Annotated in this window: 16 protein-coding genes and 1 rRNA gene; 7 read left to right on the forward strand and 10 right to left on the reverse strand. The window is 66.7% G+C overall.

Annotated elements, in window-relative coordinates; all coding sequences use genetic code 11:
* The first annotated feature begins 25 nt into the window (after nucleotides 1-25).
* The gene (locus tag ATJ93_RS03355) at nucleotides 26-451 is read left to right on the forward strand and encodes a MoaD/ThiS family protein (RefSeq protein WP_120243202.1); all 426 of its coding nucleotides are present in this window, start codon (nucleotides 26-28) and stop codon (nucleotides 449-451) included.
* Nucleotides 452-525: 74 nt separating this feature from the next.
* On the forward strand, nucleotides 526-828 hold the full coding sequence (locus ATJ93_RS03360; RefSeq protein ID WP_120243203.1) for a CGCGG family putative rSAM-modified RiPP protein: 303 nt from the start codon (nucleotides 526-528) through the stop codon (nucleotides 826-828).
* Nucleotides 829-865: 37 nt separating this feature from the next.
* On the opposite strand, the gene ATJ93_RS03365 is transcribed toward ATJ93_RS03360, so the two are convergent.
* Both ATJ93_RS03365 and ATJ93_RS03370 read right to left on the reverse strand, forming a co-directional pair.
* Nucleotides 866-1,345: a type IV pilin gene (locus ATJ93_RS03365; protein WP_170155506.1), complete on the reverse strand. Its 480-nt coding sequence runs from the start codon at nucleotides 1,343-1,345 to the stop codon at nucleotides 866-868.
* Nucleotides 1,346-1,504: 159 nt separating this feature from the next.
* On the reverse strand, nucleotides 1,505-1,867 hold the full coding sequence (locus ATJ93_RS03370) for an Htur_1727 family rSAM-partnered candidate RiPP (protein ID WP_120243205.1): 363 nt from the start codon (nucleotides 1,865-1,867) through the stop codon (nucleotides 1,505-1,507).
* Nucleotides 1,868-2,015: 148 nt separating this feature from the next.
* On the opposite strand from ATJ93_RS03370, the gene ATJ93_RS03375 reads away from it, so the two are divergent.
* Nucleotides 2,016-3,188, forward strand: coding sequence for a TIGR04053 family radical SAM/SPASM domain-containing protein (locus ATJ93_RS03375; RefSeq protein WP_120243206.1), 1,173 nt, complete (start codon nucleotides 2,016-2,018; stop codon nucleotides 3,186-3,188).
* A 446-nt stretch (nucleotides 3,189-3,634) separates the two neighbouring features.
* Here ATJ93_RS03375 and ATJ93_RS03380 read toward each other — a convergent pair whose 3' ends face one another.
* On the reverse strand, nucleotides 3,635-5,470 hold the full coding sequence (locus ATJ93_RS03380) for an acetyl-CoA carboxylase biotin carboxylase subunit (RefSeq protein ID WP_120243207.1): 1,836 nt from the start codon (nucleotides 5,468-5,470) through the stop codon (nucleotides 3,635-3,637).
* A gap of 285 nt (nucleotides 5,471-5,755) precedes the next feature.
* On the opposite strand from ATJ93_RS03380, the gene rrf reads away from it, so the two are divergent.
* Nucleotides 5,756-5,877: ribosomal RNA gene (gene rrf, locus ATJ93_RS03385) — 5S ribosomal RNA — on the forward strand.
* A gap of 241 nt (nucleotides 5,878-6,118) precedes the next feature.
* Nucleotides 6,119-6,907: a class I SAM-dependent methyltransferase gene (locus ATJ93_RS03390; protein WP_120243208.1), complete on the forward strand. Its 789-nt coding sequence runs from the start codon at nucleotides 6,119-6,121 to the stop codon at nucleotides 6,905-6,907.
* Nucleotides 6,908-6,956: 49 nt separating this feature from the next.
* Here the strand turns inward: ATJ93_RS03390 and ATJ93_RS03395 are convergent, their stop codons facing one another.
* Complete coding sequence (locus ATJ93_RS03395; RefSeq protein ID WP_120243209.1) at nucleotides 6,957-7,313, reverse strand: hypothetical protein; 357 nt, start codon at nucleotides 7,311-7,313, stop codon at nucleotides 6,957-6,959.
* A 12-nt stretch (nucleotides 7,314-7,325) separates the two neighbouring features.
* Entirely contained in the window at nucleotides 7,326-8,870 is a 1,545-nt protein-coding gene (locus tag ATJ93_RS03400) for an acyl-CoA carboxylase subunit beta (protein ID WP_120243210.1), read from the reverse strand.
* Nucleotides 8,871-9,141: 271 nt separating this feature from the next.
* Here ATJ93_RS03400 and ATJ93_RS03405 point away from each other — a divergent pair, with 271 nt between their 5' ends.
* Nucleotides 9,142-10,494 carry a sodium-dependent transporter gene (locus tag ATJ93_RS03405; protein ID WP_120243211.1) on the forward strand — a complete coding sequence of 451 codons (1,353 nt, stop codon included), beginning with the start codon at nucleotides 9,142-9,144 and terminating at the stop codon, nucleotides 10,492-10,494.
* Between the two features lie 89 nt (nucleotides 10,495-10,583).
* On the opposite strand, the gene ATJ93_RS03410 is transcribed toward ATJ93_RS03405, so the two are convergent.
* The 5 genes from ATJ93_RS03410 to ATJ93_RS03430 form a co-directional block, all read right to left on the reverse strand.
* The gene (locus tag ATJ93_RS03410; protein WP_120243212.1) at nucleotides 10,584-10,880 is read right to left on the reverse strand and encodes a hypothetical protein; all 297 of its coding nucleotides are present in this window, start codon (nucleotides 10,878-10,880) and stop codon (nucleotides 10,584-10,586) included.
* A 93-nt stretch (nucleotides 10,881-10,973) separates the two neighbouring features.
* On the reverse strand, nucleotides 10,974-11,486 hold the full coding sequence (locus ATJ93_RS03415) for a molybdopterin-dependent oxidoreductase (RefSeq protein ID WP_120243213.1): 513 nt from the start codon (nucleotides 11,484-11,486) through the stop codon (nucleotides 10,974-10,976).
* An 88-nt stretch (nucleotides 11,487-11,574) separates the two neighbouring features.
* Entirely contained in the window at nucleotides 11,575-12,432 is an 858-nt protein-coding gene (locus ATJ93_RS03420; RefSeq protein WP_120243214.1) for a metallophosphoesterase, read from the reverse strand.
* A 25-nt stretch (nucleotides 12,433-12,457) separates the two neighbouring features.
* The gene (locus ATJ93_RS03425; RefSeq protein ID WP_120243215.1) at nucleotides 12,458-14,341 is read right to left on the reverse strand and encodes a hypothetical protein; all 1,884 of its coding nucleotides are present in this window, start codon (nucleotides 14,339-14,341) and stop codon (nucleotides 12,458-12,460) included.
* The gene (locus tag ATJ93_RS03430; RefSeq protein WP_120243216.1) at nucleotides 14,338-15,612 is read right to left on the reverse strand and encodes a Single-stranded DNA binding protein; all 1,275 of its coding nucleotides are present in this window, start codon (nucleotides 15,610-15,612) and stop codon (nucleotides 14,338-14,340) included. The genes ATJ93_RS03425 and ATJ93_RS03430 overlap by 4 nt, the downstream gene beginning before the upstream one ends.
* A gap of 135 nt (nucleotides 15,613-15,747) precedes the next feature.
* Between ATJ93_RS03430 and ATJ93_RS03435 the strand changes: the two genes are divergently transcribed.
* Nucleotides 15,748-18,045, forward strand: coding sequence for an AAA domain-containing protein (locus ATJ93_RS03435; protein WP_120243217.1), 2,298 nt, complete (start codon nucleotides 15,748-15,750; stop codon nucleotides 18,043-18,045).
* Nucleotides 18,046-18,069 lie beyond the last annotated feature (24 nt).

Below are 18,069 nucleotides of genomic sequence, written 5' to 3' on the forward strand. Positions count from 1 at the left end.
GCTTTGCACCGTCGTACGAACGGGTATGACGGCCGAAGCTACCCACGATCAGACGACTGATTCCGACCGCGCTGCAGAGTCTGCCGCCGAAACCACCACCGTCACCGTCCGCTGTACCGGCCACGTCCGCGAAGCCGTCGGCACCCACGAACTCGAGTTTACCTTCGAGGGAACGCAGTTGCAGGCCTTCCTCGAGACCTTCTTCGAGGACTACGACGTCGAGGAGCTGCTGATCGCCGAAACCGAGGAGGAGGCGACGGCCCACGGCTGGGCGGAGCCGCCGGAGGAACTACCGGGGACCTGGCGCAAGAACCCCGAAGGCGAACAGACGCGCACGTACGCTCGCGTCTGCGTCAACGGGAAGTTCAACGAACTGCTGGACGGATTCCAGACGGAACTCGAGGACGGCGATCGCGTGGCGCTGATCTACCCGTTCATGTTCTGCTGTTGACCGGCGGATCGTGAACTCGCCGGCCGAACAGGTTCGGCTCAGCCCTTAGCTCTCTCGAGGGCCGACACTGCCGTATGGCCGAAGACGTCAGCGACGTCGAACCGGTGACGCGGCGCGATCACGAGAACTCGTGGTCCGCGAACCTCGAGCAGCCCCAGCATGCGGCCGACCGCGACCTCGTCGTCGAGCAGGCCAAAGACGCCATCGAGGCGACCGCGAGCGGCTACCACGTCAACCTCGTGACCCACGGCGACCACGGCCACCCCGAAACGTACCTCTGGGGCGAACTCGAGGCCGCGTTCGATGGAATCGACCTCGAGTACGTCGATCAGTGTGGCTGCGGCGGCCACGTGACTCGCGCGCACGTCCAGGATTGAGACCTGAGACGCGACGAGTCGCGTAGCTGACTCGAGCTTAGCTGCCGTCCCACTCGGCCAAGACGAGGGACCGGGCGCCCGAATCCGCCTGCCAGACGACCTGCACCGTTGTCTCCTCGAGGTCGTCGTCCTTGGCGCAGACGGTCGCAGTATCGCCCGCGCTCACCGTTCCGTCGTCGACACCTGCGGTCGAGTACCCGTCCGGTGTGGCCCACGAGCCCGAAAGTTCGGGGTTCTCGCCGACGGACTCGAGATAGAGTTCGTCCGCGGGGATCGAGTCGCCGGCGACGTGGGTCGCGACGAGCCCCGTCGCCTTCTCGTCGGTACAGTCCGCATCGGCATCGATCGAAACCCCGGCCGTCGGATACGTCTGGAGATTGTCGTCCGCGAGACTGAACGCGAACGTGTGAACGACGCCGGCCAGGACGACGGTGATCGCGATCAGAAGGAGAACGCCGACGACGGACGAGACGGCGGTGCGATCGGCGGCCACGTTCGACAGCGAGACGGAGCGCATTATCGGTTCTCCGGAGAGAACCGGCATTGTTATACGCGGAATATCAGCGTTCAGGACTGATATACGAATTGAATAGTAGCGGTTGACCGACGGTCAACGGGTACTATCGCGCCGGCGATCACCAGACGTACTCGTCGGTCGACGGTCGTGAGTCACCGATCACAGGCTGTTTATGTCGGACGCTCCTGCCGTTTCCTTATAGACGCGCGGTTCCTCGCTCCCGCCGTCCGTTCCGCCGCCGTCCGCGTCAGCGTCCGCTCCCGAATCCGCGGCATCCGCATCGGCGTCCCCGTCCGTGGAAAACCGAACGACCTCGTCGGCCGGACAGACCCAGAGATCGACCGAATACCAGCCGAACAGCTTCGAAGCCTGCTCGTGGGCATCCGTCGGGTTCTCGGCGGCGACGCTGCCGACGTGGCGCAGCGGATCGGACTCCTCGTCGCGGACGAAGACCTCCCACTGCGGGATCGGAGCGTCGGAGTCATCGTATTCGACCTTCGAACGGCGCGCCTTCTCGACCATACTCGACGGTACGAAACGCGGACGAAGATCGTTCCCCAAACTCCCAGCGGTTGGGAACACCTCGCCGATCGGGCGAACGCGTTCGCGTCTTCCCGGCCCGTGAGAACGAGAGCGCGGCTTTCCTTCGGTCGCTCGCAAGTACCGCGCAATGAGACCTGGTCACGTCGATACGTCGGAGCGGCCGTTCGTTCTCATCTGGGAGGTCACCCAGGCCTGCGCGCTCGCCTGCGACCACTGCCGGGCCGACGCACAGGAGAAACGCCACCCCGACGAACTCTCGACGGCCGAAGGCAAGCGCCTGCTCGAGGACGCCGCCGAGTTCGGCGAGGGGCAGTTAGTCGTCCTCTCGGGCGGCGATCCGCTCGTCCGGGACGACATCGAGGAGTTGGTCGACTACGGCACCGACCTCGGCCTCCGGATGACGATCACGCCGAGCGGGACCCACTCGCTGACCGCCGACCGGATCGAGGCGCTGGCCGACGCCGGCCTCAAGCGGATGGCCGTGAGTTTCGACGGCGCGTCGGCCGGAACCCACGACGAGTTCCGCGGCGAAGACGGCAGCTTCGAAGAAACCGTCCGCGCCGTCGAGGACGCCCGCGCGGCCGGCCTCCCGGTGCAGGTCAACACGACCGTCTGTCGCCAGACCGTCGGCGAACTCCCCGAAATCAGGGATCTACTGCGCGACCTCGGCGCAGTCTTGTGGAGCGTCTTCTTCCTCGTCCCCGTCGGCCGCGGCCGCGTGCTCGAGCCGATCGATCCCGACGAGGCCGACGCGGTGATGGGCTGGTTGAACGACGTCAGCGACGAGGAGCCGTTCGGCGTCAAGACGACCGAGGCGCCCCAGTACCGGCGGGTCGCGATGCAGCGAGCGACCGACGGCTCGAGCGGCGGCGGTCGACCCGGCCCCGGTTCAGGTACCGGTCCCGGTCCCGGCGGTCCCAAATCCGACGACGGCGACGGCATCGGCCGCCGAACCGGCATCATCGCCGGCGACGGCTTCGCGTTCGTGAGCCACACCGGCGAGGTCTTCCCCTCCGGCTTCCTGCCGGAATCCGCCGGTAACGTCCGCGACGAACCGCTGCCCGACGTCTACCGCGACTCGGCGCTGTTCCAATCGCTACGCGATCGCGACAATCTCGAGGGGAAGTGCGGTTCCTGTCCGTATCGCCACGTCTGCGGCGGGAGCCGCTCGCGGGCCTACGCCCACACCGGAAATCCGCTGGCCAGCGATCCGCTCTGTCCCTACGTTCCCGACGCGTACGACGGCCCGCTGCCGTGGGAGGACGCGTCGACGCTCGAACGGCAGGCCTCGGGCGACTGACCGCACACTCAGTTCGCCGGGCTCGAGACCGAGCGGACGGCCGGCTACGTAAACGATCGGTGTCGGGACAAAAGATCGAACGTGAACCGCGGGGTCGGCCCGGACTGACTGAACAACCACCGGTGACGGGTCTCGAGCCCGTCGATCGCAGAGTTGGGCCGACCGGCGGAAGACGATGGCTCTAGAGTGGAGTCGGCACATCGACGCACCGACCGCACGATCGAACCGATCGGTACGTGGCTTCCGACCGTGCACGCGATATCGGTATGGGTCAAAGACGGAGCCAGCACCACGTGCAGACGAGTCCGGACGCCGTCGACCGCTCGCAGGGGTAGGTCGTCGATATCGCGTGCACCTCCGTCTTCCGAACGAAGCAAGTTCAGCGTTCAGCCGAACACGTTCCGGCTGGCGTCTGCCACGAATGCAGACTCCGGGAGCGACCGACGCTACTCGAGGACGACCAGCGTATCGCCCATGTCGACGCTCTGGTCCTCTTCGACCGGGATTTCGACGACCGTCCCGCCCTTGGAGGCGACGATGTCGTTTTCCATCTTCATCGCCTCGAGGACGACCAGCACGTCGCCGGCCGCGACCTCGTCACCCTCCTCGACCTCGATGTCGAGGATCGTCCCCTGCATCTCGGCGTCGACGGTTTCGCCCTCGCCGGCGACCTCGGCGCCGCCGCCGCTGGACCCGCCGGCCGGCTGCGGGGGCTGGCCCTGGCCGCCGCCGGCCTCGACGTCGCCGGTCGGAATCGCCGGCGCGCCGTGCTCCTCGAGTTCGACCTCGAAGCGCTTGCCGTTGACCTCGACGGTGAACTCGCGCTCGACGGACTCCTCGTCCTCGCCGTCACCGCCGTCGCCGGTGTCGCCGCCCCACTGCTGTTGGGCTTCCTCGATTCGCTCCGGATCCATCTCCTCGTCGAGATACTTCGTCGTGTGCGTACTGGCGACGAACTCCTCGTCGGTCAGCATCAGCCGGTGGAAGGGGATGATCGTCGGAATGCCCGCGATTTCGTACTCCCGGAGGGCGCGCAGCGAGCGCTCGATGCACTCGTCGCGGTCCTCGCCCCAGACGACGAGTTTGGCGATCATCGAGTCGTAGTCGGTGACGAGTTCGTCGCCCTGCCGGAGGGCGTCGTCTAAGCGGACGCCGATGCCGCCCGGCGGATCGTAGGTCTCGAGGGTGCCGCCGGTCGCGGGCGCGAAGTCGTTCGCCGCGTTCTCGGCGTTGATCCGGAACTCCATCGCGTGGCCGTCGAAAGTGACGTCGTCCTGCTCGAAGTCGATCTCCTCGCCGGCCGCAATCCGAATCTGGCGCTTGACGATGTCGTAGCCCGTGATCTCCTCGGTGACGGTGTGTTCGACCTGAATCCGGGTGTTGACCTCGAGGAAGTAGAAGTTCGCGTCCGGCCCCAGCGGGCCGTCGCGGCCGGGCTCCTCCTCGACGAGGAACTCGACGGTACCGGCGTTGGTGTAATCGGCGGCGGCGACCCCGCGGCGGGCGGCCTCGCCGATCTTCTCCCGAAGTTCGTCCGTCAGCGCGGCAGACGGCCCCTCCTCGATGACCTTCTGGTGGCGGCGCTGCAGCGAACAGTCGCGCTCGCCGAGGTGGCGCACGTTGCCGTGCTCGTCGGCCAGAATCTGGACCTCGATGTGGCGGGGCTGCTCGAGGTAGCGCTCGAGGTAGACCGAGTCGTTGTCGAAGTAGGCCTCTCCCTCGCGTTTGGCGCTCTCGAGTTGGTCTTCGACCTCGTCCTCGGAGCGGACGACCTTCATGCCGCGGCCGCCGCCGCCGCCTTCGGCCTTGATGGCGATGGGGTAGCCGTACTCCTCGCCGAACGCCTTGACCTCCTCGGGGTCGGTGACGGGATCGGTGGTCCCGGGGACGATGGGGACGTCGGCCTCGTCCATGATCGTCCGGGCCTTCGTCTTCTCGCCGAGCGACTCCATGGCGTCGCTGGAAGGTCCGATCCAGGTGATGCCGTCCGCGTTCTCGACCTTGCGGGCGAACTCGGCGTTCTCCGCGAGGAAGCCGTAGCCGGGGTGGATCGCGTCGGCGTCGGCCTTGCGCGCGGCCTCGATAACGGCCTCGTGATCGAGGTACGAGTCGGCCGCGCGGGCCGGTCCGACGTTGTACGCTTCGTCGGCGTAGCGGACGTGTCCGGCGTTCTTGTCCGCCTCCGAGTATATCGCGACCGTCCCAACGTTCAGTTCCTCGCACGCGCGCATGACTCTGACGGCGATCTCGCCGCGGTTCGCCACCAGGACCTTCCTGAACATTTCTGTACAAACAGTTGCGAGGCGACTACCTTACTTTTTCGCAACCGATCGGTTCACTGAGACCGTCTCGCACGCAAATGCATCACTCTCGAGGGCCGTCGCTCGAGTGTGGGCCGCGTACTCGGCCCACAACTGAGCACGAATCCGACCGGGCCCGGGCACAGACTGGGTCGTGTTCACGCAGTCGTTTCGAAACGAAATCATTACGTCCACGGACTGGAAACAACGGATTGAACGCGGAAACCGACGGTGGCTGTACCGCGGTTCGACTCCGCGGGTCGGCATTGAAGCGGCCACAGCGGCGGGGAAACACCCGTACCCATCCCGAACACGGAAGTTAAGCCCGCCTGCGTTCCGGCAAGTACTGGAGTGCGCGAGCCTCCGGGAACGTCGGTTCGCCGCTTCACTATTCATACGTCATTCCCATACTCACGGACAGAGAGCCCGACGCTTCTCAGGACCGGCGTTTTCTGTCCTTCGCAAGATCTGTCGGTCGTTAGTCTCGAGCGGCGACTCGCCGCCGTTCTATTACAGTAGTGAGTCTCACTGCGTTACGAGCATGTTCGGGACAACGGCGATACGGCGACGGCAGCGACGTTCCGGACGGCCGCAGCGGTGCTCGAGAGAGCGACGCCGGAGACACCCGCAATGACTCGAGAGTCGACACCGATCGCCGACCAGCCGGCACACGAGTTGCTCGCCGCCGTCGGAAAGCGAACGCTCCGTCCCGGTGGCGAGGCGTTGACCCGCGAATTGCTCGGCACGCTTTCGATCACGTCCGAAGACGACGTCGTCGAGTTCGCGCCCGGCATCGGAGCGACTGCACGGCTCGCGCTCGCTCGAAACCCGAACTCGTACACGGGAATCGAACTGGACCGCGAGCGGGCGGCGCGGCTTCGGGAGACACTCGACGGCATCGATCAGCCTGCACCTGAAATCCGCGTCGGAAACGCCGCCGACACCGATCTCCCTCGCGAGAGCGCCGACGCTGTCTACGGCGAAGCAATGTTGACGATGCAGCCCGACGGCGGAAAGAGAGCGATCCTCGAGGAAGCGCACCGACTGCTGCGACCCGGCGGCCGGTACGGCATCCACGAACTCGCCCTCGCGGACGGCGTCGACGACGAGACGGCGGCTCGGATCCGACGGGAGGCGGCACAGGTGGCCAACGTCCACCCGCAACCGCTGTCCGAATCCGGCTGGGTCGATCGCCTCGAGTCCGCGGGATTCACCGTGACGTGGCAGGCCGTCAAGCCGATGGCGCTGCTCGAGCCGCGGCGAGTGCTCGCCGACGAGGGCCTGCTGGGCGCGCTGCGGATCGGATACAATCTACTCCGGAAGCCGCAGGCGCGACAGCGAGCGCGGTCGCTACGACGGGTTTTCGGGCGGTACGAGGATCAGCTACGGGCGATCGCGTTGGTTGCCGAACGGTCGTAAGTCGCGATCAGAACGGGGACGCGGGGACGCGATCGCAGGGGGCAGCGGGTCAGAACCGATCCGTCCGTCCGGCGGCCGACCACGCGTTCGTCGGCGCCTCGCGGGGGACGCGGGCGTAGCGGTGCTGCTGGGCGCGCAGCCGGCCGCTGAAGGCCCAGCGTTTGTCGTCCCACGTCTCTTCCTCGCTCGCGGCCGCCGCGGCGACCGCGAGGGCGTGGTCGTGGAGATGCGCGCCGACCGCCGCGGCGATCGCGGCCGCCTCCTCCTCGTCAGCCGTCTCCGGGATATCGAGTTCGACGTCCGAGAGGACCGCCGCCACGTCGGGCCCCTCGCCGGCGGGTCGACCGTCCGCTGCGGGCTCAGCCGCCTCGGACTCGGTTGCGTTCGGCTGTTTCTGTGATGCCATAGTGATCGATCGTTACAGCGGGATGTTGCCGTGTTTCTTGTCCGGGTTCGACTCGCGCTTGGTCTCGAGCATCTCGAGGTCGTCGATCAGCCGCGGCCGGGTCTCGGTGGGGACGATCACGTCGTCGAGGAAGCCCTTGTCCGTTGCGGTGTACGGGTTGGCGAACTCCTCGCGGTACTCCTCGATGAGCTCGTCCCGCAGTTCGTCGGGATTCTCGGCCTCCTCGAGTTCGTCGCGGTAGAGGATGTTGACCGCGCCCTGGGGGCCCATGACGGCGATCTCGGCGGTCGGCCAGGCGTAGTTGACGTCGGCCCCGAGGTTCTTCGAGGCCATGACGCAGTAGGCGCCGCCGTAGGCCTTCCGGGTGATGACCGTGAGGAGGGGAACGGTCGCCTCGGCGTAGGCGTACAGCAGCTTCGCGCCGTGGCGGATGATCCCGCGGTGCTCCTGGTCGGTGCCGGGCATGTAGCCGGGAACGTCGACGAAGGTGACGATCGGGATGTTGAAGGAGTCACAGAAGCGGACGAACCGCGAGCCCTTCATCGAGGAGTCGACGGTCAGCGTCCCGGCGTTGACGCGGGGCTGGTTGGCGACGATGCCGACCGAGCGCCCGTCGAGGCGGCCGAACCCGACGACCAGTTCCTTCGCGAAGTTCTCCGCGACCTCGAAGAACGAGCCCTCGTCGACGACGGAATCGATGACGTCGATCATGTCGTAGGGCTTCTGCGGGCTCGGCGGGACGATGTCGTTGAGCTTCTCGTCGCGGCGGTCGGGGTCGTCCCACGGCTCGACGCGGGGCGGGTCCTCGACGTTGTTCTGCGGAAGATAGGAGAGCAGTCGTTTGATGTCGTCCAAGGCCTGTTCCTCGCTCTCGCAGGCGAACTGGGCGACGCCGGTCTTGCCGGCGTGGGTCATCGCGCCGCCGAGTTCCTCGTGGGTGACCTCCTCGCCGGTGACGGTCTTGGTGACGCCCGGCCCGGTGATGTACATGTGGCTCGTGTCCTGCACCATGAAGATGAAGTCCGTAATCGAGGGCGAGTAGACCGCGCCGCCGGCGCAGGGGCCCATGATCCCCGAGATCTGGGGGATGACGCCGCTGGCTTCCTGGTTGCGGCGGAAGATCTCGGTGAAGCCGGCGAGGCTCTTGACGCCCTCCTGAATGCGGGCGCCGGCGGAGTCGTTGAGGCCGACGACGGGGGCGCCGACTTCCATCGCCATGTCCATGACCTTGCAGATCTTCTCGGCGAAAACTTCGCCCAGCGAGCCGCCGAAGACCGTGAAATCGTGGGCGAAGACGAAGACGGTGCGGCCGTTGACCTCACCGTAGCCCGTGACGACGCCGTCGCCGGGGATCTTCCGCTCCTCCATGCCGAACTGGCTCGTCTGGTGGGTTCGGAGCTGGTCGAACTCCGTGAAGGTGCCCTCGTCGAGGAAGTAGTCGATCCGCTCGCGGGCGGTCATCTTCCCCTTATCGTGTTGCTTCTGGATGCGCTCCTCGCCGCCGCCCAGCTCGGCCTCCTCGCGGAGCTCCTCGAGTTCGTCGATGCGGTCTTCCATCGTCACGCTCGAAACACCCCTGTCGGTATCATACGCCCTGTTGTGATGACCAACAGGAAAAGGATTCCGTAACACCTTCACGGTTTATCACTGCTCGAGGTGACCGGTTTCGCAGTCCCGACGGACCGCGTTGATATAAAATATAAATGTAATGTAACCCGACCGGTGCGCAATTTTAGCCGCTATACCGGTCGAAATCCGGGCCCAGCAGTCGTCTCTCACTTCGTGAAACCACGAAAAGTTATATGATGGCTCTTTCAAACCAATCGGTATGGCACAACGCGAATCATGGGCAACGAGGGCAGGGTTCATCCTTGCCGCGGTTGGAAGCGCAGTCGGACTGGGGAACATCTGGCGGTTCCCGTACCAGGTAGGTGAGTACGGCGGGGCCGCGTTCCTCGTCGTCTACTTGCTGTTGATCCTCGGAATCGGATTCCCCGTTATCCTCGTCGAGTTCGTCGTCGGACGCCACACTGAGCGCAACCCGGTCGGCGCGCTCAAACGTATCGGGACAGGGGTCTGGACGAAAATAGGATGGGTCTTCGTCACGGCCGGATTCATCATCCTCTCGTACTACAGCGTCGTCGCCGGCTGGACCGTCCGATACGTCTTGCTCGGACTGCAGGGTCAATACACGGCCGACGGGGCCGCAGAACAGTTCGTGGGCATCGCGAGCGGCCTCGACGCCGTCGTCTTCCACGCGATTTTCATGGTGGCAGTCATCGCCATCGTCGCGTTCGGTATCGAGCGCGGGATCGAGCTCTCGGTCAAGGTGATGGTGCCGGCCATCATCGCGCTGCTGGTCGGGCTCGCCATCTACGCGTTCACCCTCGAGGGAGCGGGTGAGGCGTACGCGTACTACCTCTCGCCGGACTTCGGCGCGATCGCGTCCAACTGGACGTCGATCCTGCCGGCGGCCGCCGCGCAGGCGTTCTTCACGCTGTCGCTCGGGATGGGCGTGATGATCACGTACGCTTCCTACCTCGGTGAGGATCGAAACCTCGCCGAAGACGCCGGGATCATCGCGTTCCTCGACACCGGCATTGCGTTTACCGCCGGCCTGATCGCGTTCCCGATCCTCTTCACCGCGGGCATCCCCGCCGGCGAATCCGGTCCGGCGCTGATCTTCATCAGCCTCGCGGCGGCGTTCGCCGAGTTGCCGTTCGGCGGCGTTCTGGGTGCGATCTTCTTCGCCGTGGTCTCGATCGCCGCCCTCTCGAGTGCGATCAGTATCATGGAGGTCGTCACTTCCTACCTGATCGACGAACACGGCATCGGGCGGGTTCCGGCGACGGCGATGCTCGGCACCGCAATGTTCGTCGTCGGCGTTCCCGCCGCGCTCGACATCATCTTCATCGACGTCTACGACCTGTTCGCCAACGGCGTGTTGCTCGTCCTCGGCGGACTCCTCCTCTCGATTTTCATCGGGTGGGTCATTCCGGACCTCGCGCTCGACGAACTCGGGAAGGGCATCTCGAATATCGGATCGCTGGGCGTCGCGTGGATCTGGCTCCTTCGGATCCCGGTCATCATCGCGCTGGTCGCCGTGGTTGCGCTGAACGCGTGGGACTACTACGGGTTCCTGACCGGGGACTTCGCCGCGTGGCTCGGCGAAAACCTGTAACGTAGCGAGCGAACACACACCGCGTTTTTCGGTTTCACGCCGCGACTAGCGACGGCTATCGGCGATTCGACGCTCGAATCGACGCCACGTTACTCCTCGGCGTCGATCCGAACGCTCGTCAGTTCGTCCCTGTCGCCGAGCAGCCGGAAGACGAAGCCGGCGTCGTCCCGTTCGTACTGGAGATCGATCGTCGTCACGTCGGCCGTGATCTGCTCGGTATACGTCCGCTGGCCGTCGCTCGAGCCAGAGGCCGGCGGCTCGAGGTCGTAATCGTCGTAGGAGACGTACGTCGATACCGCGACCGTGTCATCGGAGTCGTACACGTCGGCGTCGAGCCCCGGTTCGTCGGTCTCGCGCACCTCGAGCCGATACGTTTCCATAGACATGAGCGTGGGTTTGCCCGGCCGTGGGATGGTAATTCGGCTTACATGCGCTGGCCCCGGTCGAACGAGGGCGTCGCGTCTCGAGCCCGTCTTTCCTTACGAGGCGTCGTCGGGCACCGGAGGGTCGGACTCGCCCTCCGAATCGGGATCCGGTGCGACACCGATTTCGTACGCCTCCGGATCCGCCCCCGGCTCGAGCGTCAGGGCCTCGATCCGCGCGACGTCCTTCACGGTCCGCGGCCCGTCCGCCCCGACCGCGACGAACCGCGTCTCGTAGTCGCCCGCATCCGCGAGCGGTCGGCCGTTCTTGCCCAGCGCAAGTAGCCCCTCGAGCGCCGTGTCGACGGCGACGCAGGCTCGGTAGCCGTCGGCCGATTCGACGAGCAGATGAGTCGTCTCGGGCGGTACCGACGCCCGCTCGAGCACCTCGAGCACCGGAACGCCGTACCACGGTTCGGTGTACCGGTCGCCGGTCGCACAGACGATCTCGCACTCGCGCTCCTCCAGCGGGAGAGCGGCGAGCGCGGCGCCGTCGATCGTCGTCTCCTCCTCGCCGACCAACCGAATCGACGACGAGAGAGACGGGACGTGAAGGTCACCGTCGGCCATGATCTACTGTAGCCGTGGTAGTATCGTAGCGCCACCGCTCATTCCAAGCGCGTAGGAATAGCGCGCCGAATCGAACGCAAAACGCGGTTCAGACGTCCTGGTACGGCCCGAGCCGCGTCCCGTCGAGCAGGTACGCCTCGCCGTCGGCCAGCCCGTCGGGCAGGAACGGCGAGAGAAACGACTGGTTCGGGACGTTCACCCACGTCCCGCCGACCAGATCGTTGAACGCGGGGACGACGACCAGCCGCGGCGGCTCGACGGTCGGCGACTCGAGCCACGAAATCTCCGCGTCCGCGTAGCCCCCGTACTCGCGGAACGGCGCCGGATCGATCCGGCCGCGGAGCCACGTCCGCTCGACGCGGCTTCCGCCGACCTCGTCCTCGAGGCGGACGCAGGGGTGTTCGTGGCCGAGACAGACGACGTCGCTCTCGAGAACCGCCGGCGCGGGCCAGGTGTGGCCGTGGCAGACGCCGACGCCGTCTATGGCGATGCCGTCGCCGGGAACGACGGTGACGCTGGCGAGTTCCGTGTTCCTCGGGTCGCCGACGGCACCGTCACCGGCGTCGTTATCGTCGGTCCCGAACCACGTCTCGAGTTGCCCGTCGTGGTTGCCCTTGACGACCGTCACCTCGACCGTCGGCGGGACGGACTCGAGCAACACCTCGAGTTCGCCGCGCTCGGCGCCGCCGGGGTCGCCGATCGAGTGCATGAGGTCCCCGAGCACGACCAGCCGGTCGGCGGCGGTTCGCTCGAGGAGGTCGCACAGTCGCTCGCGGCGGTCGGGCGCGCGGCTGGGGACGTCGACGCCGCGCTCGTAGCGCAGGCCGGCTTCGTAGCCGGCGTGATAGTCGGCGACGAGAAGCACGCGATCGCCGCCGACCGTCGCGGTCGCGGCGGGTTCGCCGGGGATGGGCTCGACGAGGGGAATCGGCGATCCCGGTTCCATCGGTCTCGAAATGAAGTGAGACGAGTTAGATCGGTTTCAACGTCTCGTCGTTCGGTTCGTAACACTGGCCGCCCATCAGCGCGTCCTGGATGGCGTCCTCGACCTCGTCCTCGGATGCGCCGGTGTCGGCCGCGACGGTCTCGACCAGTTCCGAGCGGTCGGCACCGTCGCCGTCGTCGAGTTCTGCCATGGTTTCGACGACGTAGTCCTGCAGGTCGACGTCGTCTGCGGGTTCGTCGTCGGACTCGTCAGCGGTTTCGTCCTCGGATTCGTCCGCGGCGGACTCCGGTTCTGGTTCCGACTCGTCCGGTTCGGCCGCCGTCTCGGCGCCCGACTCCGCTTCGGTCTCCTCGAGTTCGGGTTCGGACTCGGTAACGTCGGTTTCGCCTTCGGAGTCGGATTCGGCCGTCTCCTCCTCGAGTCCGGACGTCGGCGGCGCGCCGAGGTCGTCGTCGAGATCGGGATCGGAAGCAGATTCGGCTTCGGTAGCAGCGTCAGTCCCGGTGTCGGCTGCCGCGTCTCCGTCGTCGGGCTCCGGCACGTCGATGTCGGCTTCGCCGGGTTCCTCGACCTCCGCACCGGTGGTGAACTCGGCGCCGAACTCTTCCTCGAGTTGCTCGCGCTCCTCGTCGTCCATCTCGTACATGCCGTCGCCGATATCGTTGGCATCGAAGTCGCCGAGTTCCTCGTCGTCTGCCGGCTCGTCGGCATCGAATTCGCCGTCGATGTCGGTGTCTGATGCAGCAGCGTCGGTGGATTCGTCGGCGGGTTCGCCCGTATCGGACTCGAGATCGGACGCTGCCGCGGGTTCGGATTCGGATGCTGGTTCGGGCTCGGACTCCGCAGGTTCGGTCTCGGGTTCGGATTCCGACTCGGATTCGATCCCGCCCTCGCTCTCGAGTTCGACGCCGGAGTCGTCGCCAACGGGTTCGGTCTCCGTCTCGAGGTCGGTCTCGGTCTCCGTTTCGCTCGAGGCGTCGTGGGCCTCGCTCGTCGCGGTACCGGCCGCGGACGACGATTCGACGGTGTCGCCGCCGGCCGCCGGGGCGACCGCTTCGGGTTCGGAGTCGGGTTCCGGCTCCGATCCCGCCTCGACCGCCGGTTCCTGCTCGGCGTCGCTCGAGACGGCCTCGAGCGCGGATCGATCGACGGCGTCGACGCCGAGATCCGCGAGCGAGTCGAACGTTGCGTCCTCGTACGCCGGGTTCGTCTCCCCGGGCAGAGCATCGAACGGCCCGACCTGGTCGAGATCGCCGGAAACGACCTCGACGGCCTCGAGCGCGCAGTCGCGCAGGGCCGCGAGGTACGAGGGGGTCGTGCCGTAGTGTTCCTGTGCGAGCGGGATGCCGGCCGCGAGGCCGGGTTCGACGCCCTGCTCGAGCAGGATGTCGGTCAGGTCGTCGCCGCGAGCGTTCGCCTCCGCGGCGGCCGCGTACAGTTCGATCCGCTCTACGGTCTGCTCGGCCGCGCTGACGACCCAACGATCGCGCGTGTCGGCGTCGACCGTCGCGATGCTCTCGGGGCGGATCGACGTGTAGACCTGATCGGAATCCTCGGGCTGGAAGGTGCGTGCCTTCCCGGTGACCGCGACGAACGCCGGCGGCTCGATCCCCTCGAGGAAGGCGAGTTCGTCGGGCTGGTACTGGCCGGCGTAGACGACAAAGGCGCCGGTCGGGTCGACGACGCGGGCCCGGACCATCTCGTCGTTGACCGACGTGACTTCGGTCAGCGTGCCGACCGCGAACAGCCGGTTGATCCGGGCGCCGGTCGGCGCGATCACGTAGTTGGGGGCCCGTTCCTCGTCGCTTTCCGTGTAGGAGACCGACGCGTCGTCGTACTCGGCCGCGAACAGTCGGTAGGCGACTTCGCGGCCCGGAATCTCCATCTCCTCGTCGTCGTTCGCGCTCATGCTCGCACCTCCTCGAGGAAGGCAGTTGCACGCGCCTCCGGATCGTCGTCGCTCTCCATGAACGTCTCAGCGTCTAAGTTCGCGCCGTACTCGTCGACCGAGAGGTGCCCGCGCACGCGGTACTCGCGGCCGACGATGCGCTCGCGGATCCGATCGGCGACGACCTCCTGGTCCATCGCCTCGCGGGCCTGCTCTAAGGCGTCCTCGAGCGTGCCGCCGTAGACGTCTTCCGTGAGTTCGTCGTCGAGGACGGCCGTGAGGGTGCCGGTACCGTCGTCGATAATCGCCTTCACGCGCAGGTCGTCGATGCCGTCCACGTCGCCGTGGGTCCGACACTGGCCCTTCTGGATGACCCGGTAGCACTCCGGACAGCGCTGGATGAGTCCAGATCCATCGCGGACCGCGATGACGTTGCCGACGACCTCGACGTCGTAGATGCCACCCGTTCGGACGGCCTCGCCGACGTCCATCGTCGTCGTGTCCGCGCCGACGTCGATCTCGCGCTCGAGGTCGGTGACCCTCGAGAACTCCGAGACGTTGACCTCGGGGACGCCGCGGAACTCCTGGACGTAGGCGTTCTCGATGCGGACCGCGTTGCCCTCCTCGATCTCGGGTGCCGGGTCCCAGTTCGTGAAGGGCAGGCGGCCGCTCTCGTCGCCGAAGACGCCGCTCAGGATTTCGGTCTCGCCGTCGCGGCCGTCGATGGTGCGCCGTTCGCACTCGACGACCGTTACTTCGATGTTTACCGCGCGGTCGCCCGTCCGGAGGTCGGCGAGTTGCGCGTCGCCGCCGATCTCGTAGGGGATCTCCGGCGACTCCTCTTGGAAGGAGAGCGAGGTGCTCTCGCCTACGTTGAGTTCGGGTTCGCCGTCCCACTCGCGGACGCCGGCGTTGCCGGCGGTGATCGTATCGCCCGGCGAGAGGCCGAAGTCCTCCCACGCGGTGTAGTCGATGACGCCGGTGTCGTCGGCGAGGCGACCCTCGACGATGACGTGGTCGTCGCCCTGGTAGCGGATCGATCGCTTGCCCGCCGTGAGGACGACACCCGTGACGGTGACGTTGCCGTCGTCCGGGGAAATGTCGGCGATATCCTTCGATTCTGGTGTCGCACCGCCGCCGCTCGAGCCGTCGCCGTACTTCCGGCGAAGGCTCTGTTTGGCCTCGTCGACGGGAACGCTGTACTCCACCAAGTTCTGCAGGTCGGATTTGACCTCCTCTTTGTCGACGCCGAGGTCGGAGGCGAGATCCTCGGCATGATCATCGAGTTCCATTCGTCCGTAATTGGCGTGCAGGATTTAAAAGCGTTCCCGCAGTGGGGCGAAAGTGATCGACCGAGTCGGTGTCGACACTGTCGATACGTCACCGCGACGCAAAGATTTAGGAGCGAATACTTCGATCGCAGCGATATGTCCCTCCTCTTCGAGAGCGCGATCGACGACTTCGATCTCTCGTCTGCGGCCCTGTATTCGCCCTCCGACGACGACCTCGAGCCGACTCGGGACGAGCCGATCCCCGTCGACGGCATCGTCGAGTACGCGAGTCACCACGAGGGGCTCGCCCACCCCGAGAAGGACGACTGGATCGCGATTCCGCTGCACGAACGGGACGGCGCGGCGCTGACGGGTGAGTACGTCGCGTACACGGATCACGCGCTCCACGGCGAGGTGTTCGTCTACGACGACGGCGGCGAGCACGAATCGATCGACCGCGACGCGTTCGTCAGATCGTTGCTGGCCGAGCGGGTGCGCTTCTGGCACTCCGACTACGCGCCCGCCGAGCCGCCCGCGTACTTCGACTCGCCGATCGCGGAGCGTGAACCCGCACGGAACCCAGTCACCGACGATCCGGACGCCTTCTTCGACGAACTCGAGTCGTTCGTCCGCGCGGAGATGGAGGCCCAACGCGACGAGAACCGAGAACGAGCGGCCGGAAAGTCAGCTAAACGGCTCCGCAGAGAGGGGTTCGGCGCGATTCCCTCGCTGTCGTCGCTGGGCCGGCCGGACGACGGCGTCTACCGGTTCCGAGTTGATGACAGTGCGGGTGACGACGGCAGCGACGGCGATGTCGAAGATGACCGGCGAGACCGATACCGGTACGTCCAGGACGAGTTCGGCATCTACGAGGGCAACGAGGTGCTGCTCCACCCGCCGAGCGAGGAGCACGCGCCCGACGAGTTTCCGATCCCGGCGACGGTCGACGCGATCGAGGGGACGACCGTCTCACTCGCGATCGACTGGCGCGAAATCGAGAACCGGACGACCGTCGGCGGCTACCTGAACAAGAAACGACGCGGCTTCGCGGCGACGCTGCTGTTGAACCCTGTCCCGTACGACCGGGAACTCGAGGCGATCGAGCGGGTCCGCGAGCGAGAGGACCTTCGAGCCCTGCTGACCGGCGGGACGGCGGTCACCTTCGGCGACACCGCCGGCGTCAAGAGCAGCCAGCAGGACGTCGAACTGAACCAGGAGCAGGAACTGGCGGTCTCCTGTGCCCTGCTCGCCGACCAACTGTTCTGCATCCACGGCCCGCCGGGGACGGGCAAGACGCGGACCCTCGTCGAAGTCGTCAGGCGGTCCGTCGAGGCCGGCGACGACGTCCTCGTCTGCGCCGACTCGAACCAGGCGGTGGACAACCTCGTCGCCGGCTCGAGCACCCCCGATTCGGCCGACGAACGGTCGCTGCACGCCTACGCCCAGCACGGGGCCGGCGAGTTCGTCCTCCGACGCGCCAACGCCGGGAACTCGTCGAACGACGTCGTTAGTCGACAGTATGCGGGCTGCGACGGCCGGGCCGACGTTGTCGCCGCGACCAACAGCAGCGCGGCCGCCCTCGAGCGCGAGTTCGACGTGCTCGTGCTCGACGAGGCGACCCAGGCCACGTGTACCGCCTCCTGCATCCCGCTCTCGCGGACCGAGAAGGTGATCCTCGCGGGCGACCACAAGCAGCTCCCGCCGTTCAGCGCGACCGAGGAGCCGCCCGAGTCGGCGGCCGGTCTCTCGCTATTCGAACACCTCTACGCCGACGGCGGCGTCTATGAGGGCGTCGGCGTCCAGCTGCGGACCCAGTACCGGATGCACCGCGATGTCGCCTGGTTCCCAAACCGCCGGTTCTACGACCGCGCGCTGCGGCAGGGCCGGGACGTCGACGCGCTCGCGGACCGCCCGGCGCTCGTGGGCTACGACGTCGGCGGCAGCGAGGAGACCGTCGACCGCTCGACGAAAAACGAGGCGGAGGCGCGACTCGTCGCACACCTCGTTTCGGAACTCCTCGAGGAAAACGATCTCGAACCCTCGGACGTCGGCGTCATCACGCCGTACACGGCGCAGGTGGCTGCGATTCGCGGGACACTGCGCCGGCACCTCGAGCGCGATCGGGGCCGCGAGGTCACCGTCGATACGATCGACTCCTTCCAGGGCAGCGAAAAAACGGCGATCGTGCTCTCGCTGGTCCGGAGCAACGCCGACGGCGAGATCGGCTTCCTCGGCCGGCCGCTGGACGGGCCGCGCCGGCTGAACGTGGCGATGACCCGCGCCCAGCGGTACTGCGCGATCGTCGGGGACTGGTACACGCTCCGCAGCGACGCCCGCGGCGCGGCGGCCGCCGCCGATCCTGAATTCGACCTGTACGACGACCTCCACTCGTTCCTCGAGCACACGGGCCGACTCCGCGAGGTCGAACCGGAGTTCATCCCGGTGCCGGAGTGATCACGTCTCCGACTGGGCCGCGCG

This window comes from Halopiger aswanensis (assembly GCF_003610195.1).
Lineage (GTDB): Archaea > Halobacteriota > Halobacteria > Halobacteriales > Natrialbaceae > Halopiger > Halopiger aswanensis.

Excerpts from the sequence above, each read along its gene's own strand:
- ATJ93_RS03355 (WP_120243202.1), top strand. The coding sequence starts at position 26 with ATGACGGCCGAAGCTACCCACGATCAGACGACTGATTCCGACCGCGCT.
- ATJ93_RS03360 (WP_120243203.1), top strand. The coding sequence starts at position 526 with ATGGCCGAAGACGTCAGCGACGTCGAACCGGTGACGCGGCGCGATCAC.
- ATJ93_RS03365 (WP_170155506.1), bottom strand. The coding sequence starts at position 1,345 with ATGCGCTCCGTCTCGCTGTCGAACGTGGCCGCCGATCGCACCGCCGTC.
- ATJ93_RS03370 (WP_120243205.1), bottom strand. The coding sequence starts at position 1,867 with ATGGTCGAGAAGGCGCGCCGTTCGAAGGTCGAATACGATGACTCCGAC.
- ATJ93_RS03375 (WP_120243206.1), top strand. The coding sequence starts at position 2,016 with ATGAGACCTGGTCACGTCGATACGTCGGAGCGGCCGTTCGTTCTCATC.
- ATJ93_RS03380 (WP_120243207.1), bottom strand. The coding sequence starts at position 5,470 with ATGTTCAGGAAGGTCCTGGTGGCGAACCGCGGCGAGATCGCCGTCAGA.
- ATJ93_RS03390 (WP_120243208.1), top strand. The coding sequence starts at position 6,119 with ATGACTCGAGAGTCGACACCGATCGCCGACCAGCCGGCACACGAGTTG.
- ATJ93_RS03395 (WP_120243209.1), bottom strand. The coding sequence starts at position 7,313 with ATGGCATCACAGAAACAGCCGAACGCAACCGAGTCCGAGGCGGCTGAG.
- ATJ93_RS03400 (WP_120243210.1), bottom strand. The coding sequence starts at position 8,870 with ATGGAAGACCGCATCGACGAACTCGAGGAGCTCCGCGAGGAGGCCGAG.
- ATJ93_RS03405 (WP_120243211.1), top strand. The coding sequence starts at position 9,142 with ATGGCACAACGCGAATCATGGGCAACGAGGGCAGGGTTCATCCTTGCC.
- ATJ93_RS03410 (WP_120243212.1), bottom strand. The coding sequence starts at position 10,880 with ATGTCTATGGAAACGTATCGGCTCGAGGTGCGCGAGACCGACGAACCG.
- ATJ93_RS03415 (WP_120243213.1), bottom strand. The coding sequence starts at position 11,486 with ATGGCCGACGGTGACCTTCACGTCCCGTCTCTCTCGTCGTCGATTCGG.
- ATJ93_RS03420 (WP_120243214.1), bottom strand. The coding sequence starts at position 12,432 with ATGGAACCGGGATCGCCGATTCCCCTCGTCGAGCCCATCCCCGGCGAA.
- ATJ93_RS03425 (WP_120243215.1), bottom strand. The coding sequence starts at position 14,341 with ATGAGCGCGAACGACGACGAGGAGATGGAGATTCCGGGCCGCGAAGTC.
- ATJ93_RS03430 (WP_120243216.1), bottom strand. The coding sequence starts at position 15,612 with ATGGAACTCGATGATCATGCCGAGGATCTCGCCTCCGACCTCGGCGTC.
- ATJ93_RS03435 (WP_120243217.1), top strand. The coding sequence starts at position 15,748 with ATGTCCCTCCTCTTCGAGAGCGCGATCGACGACTTCGATCTCTCGTCT.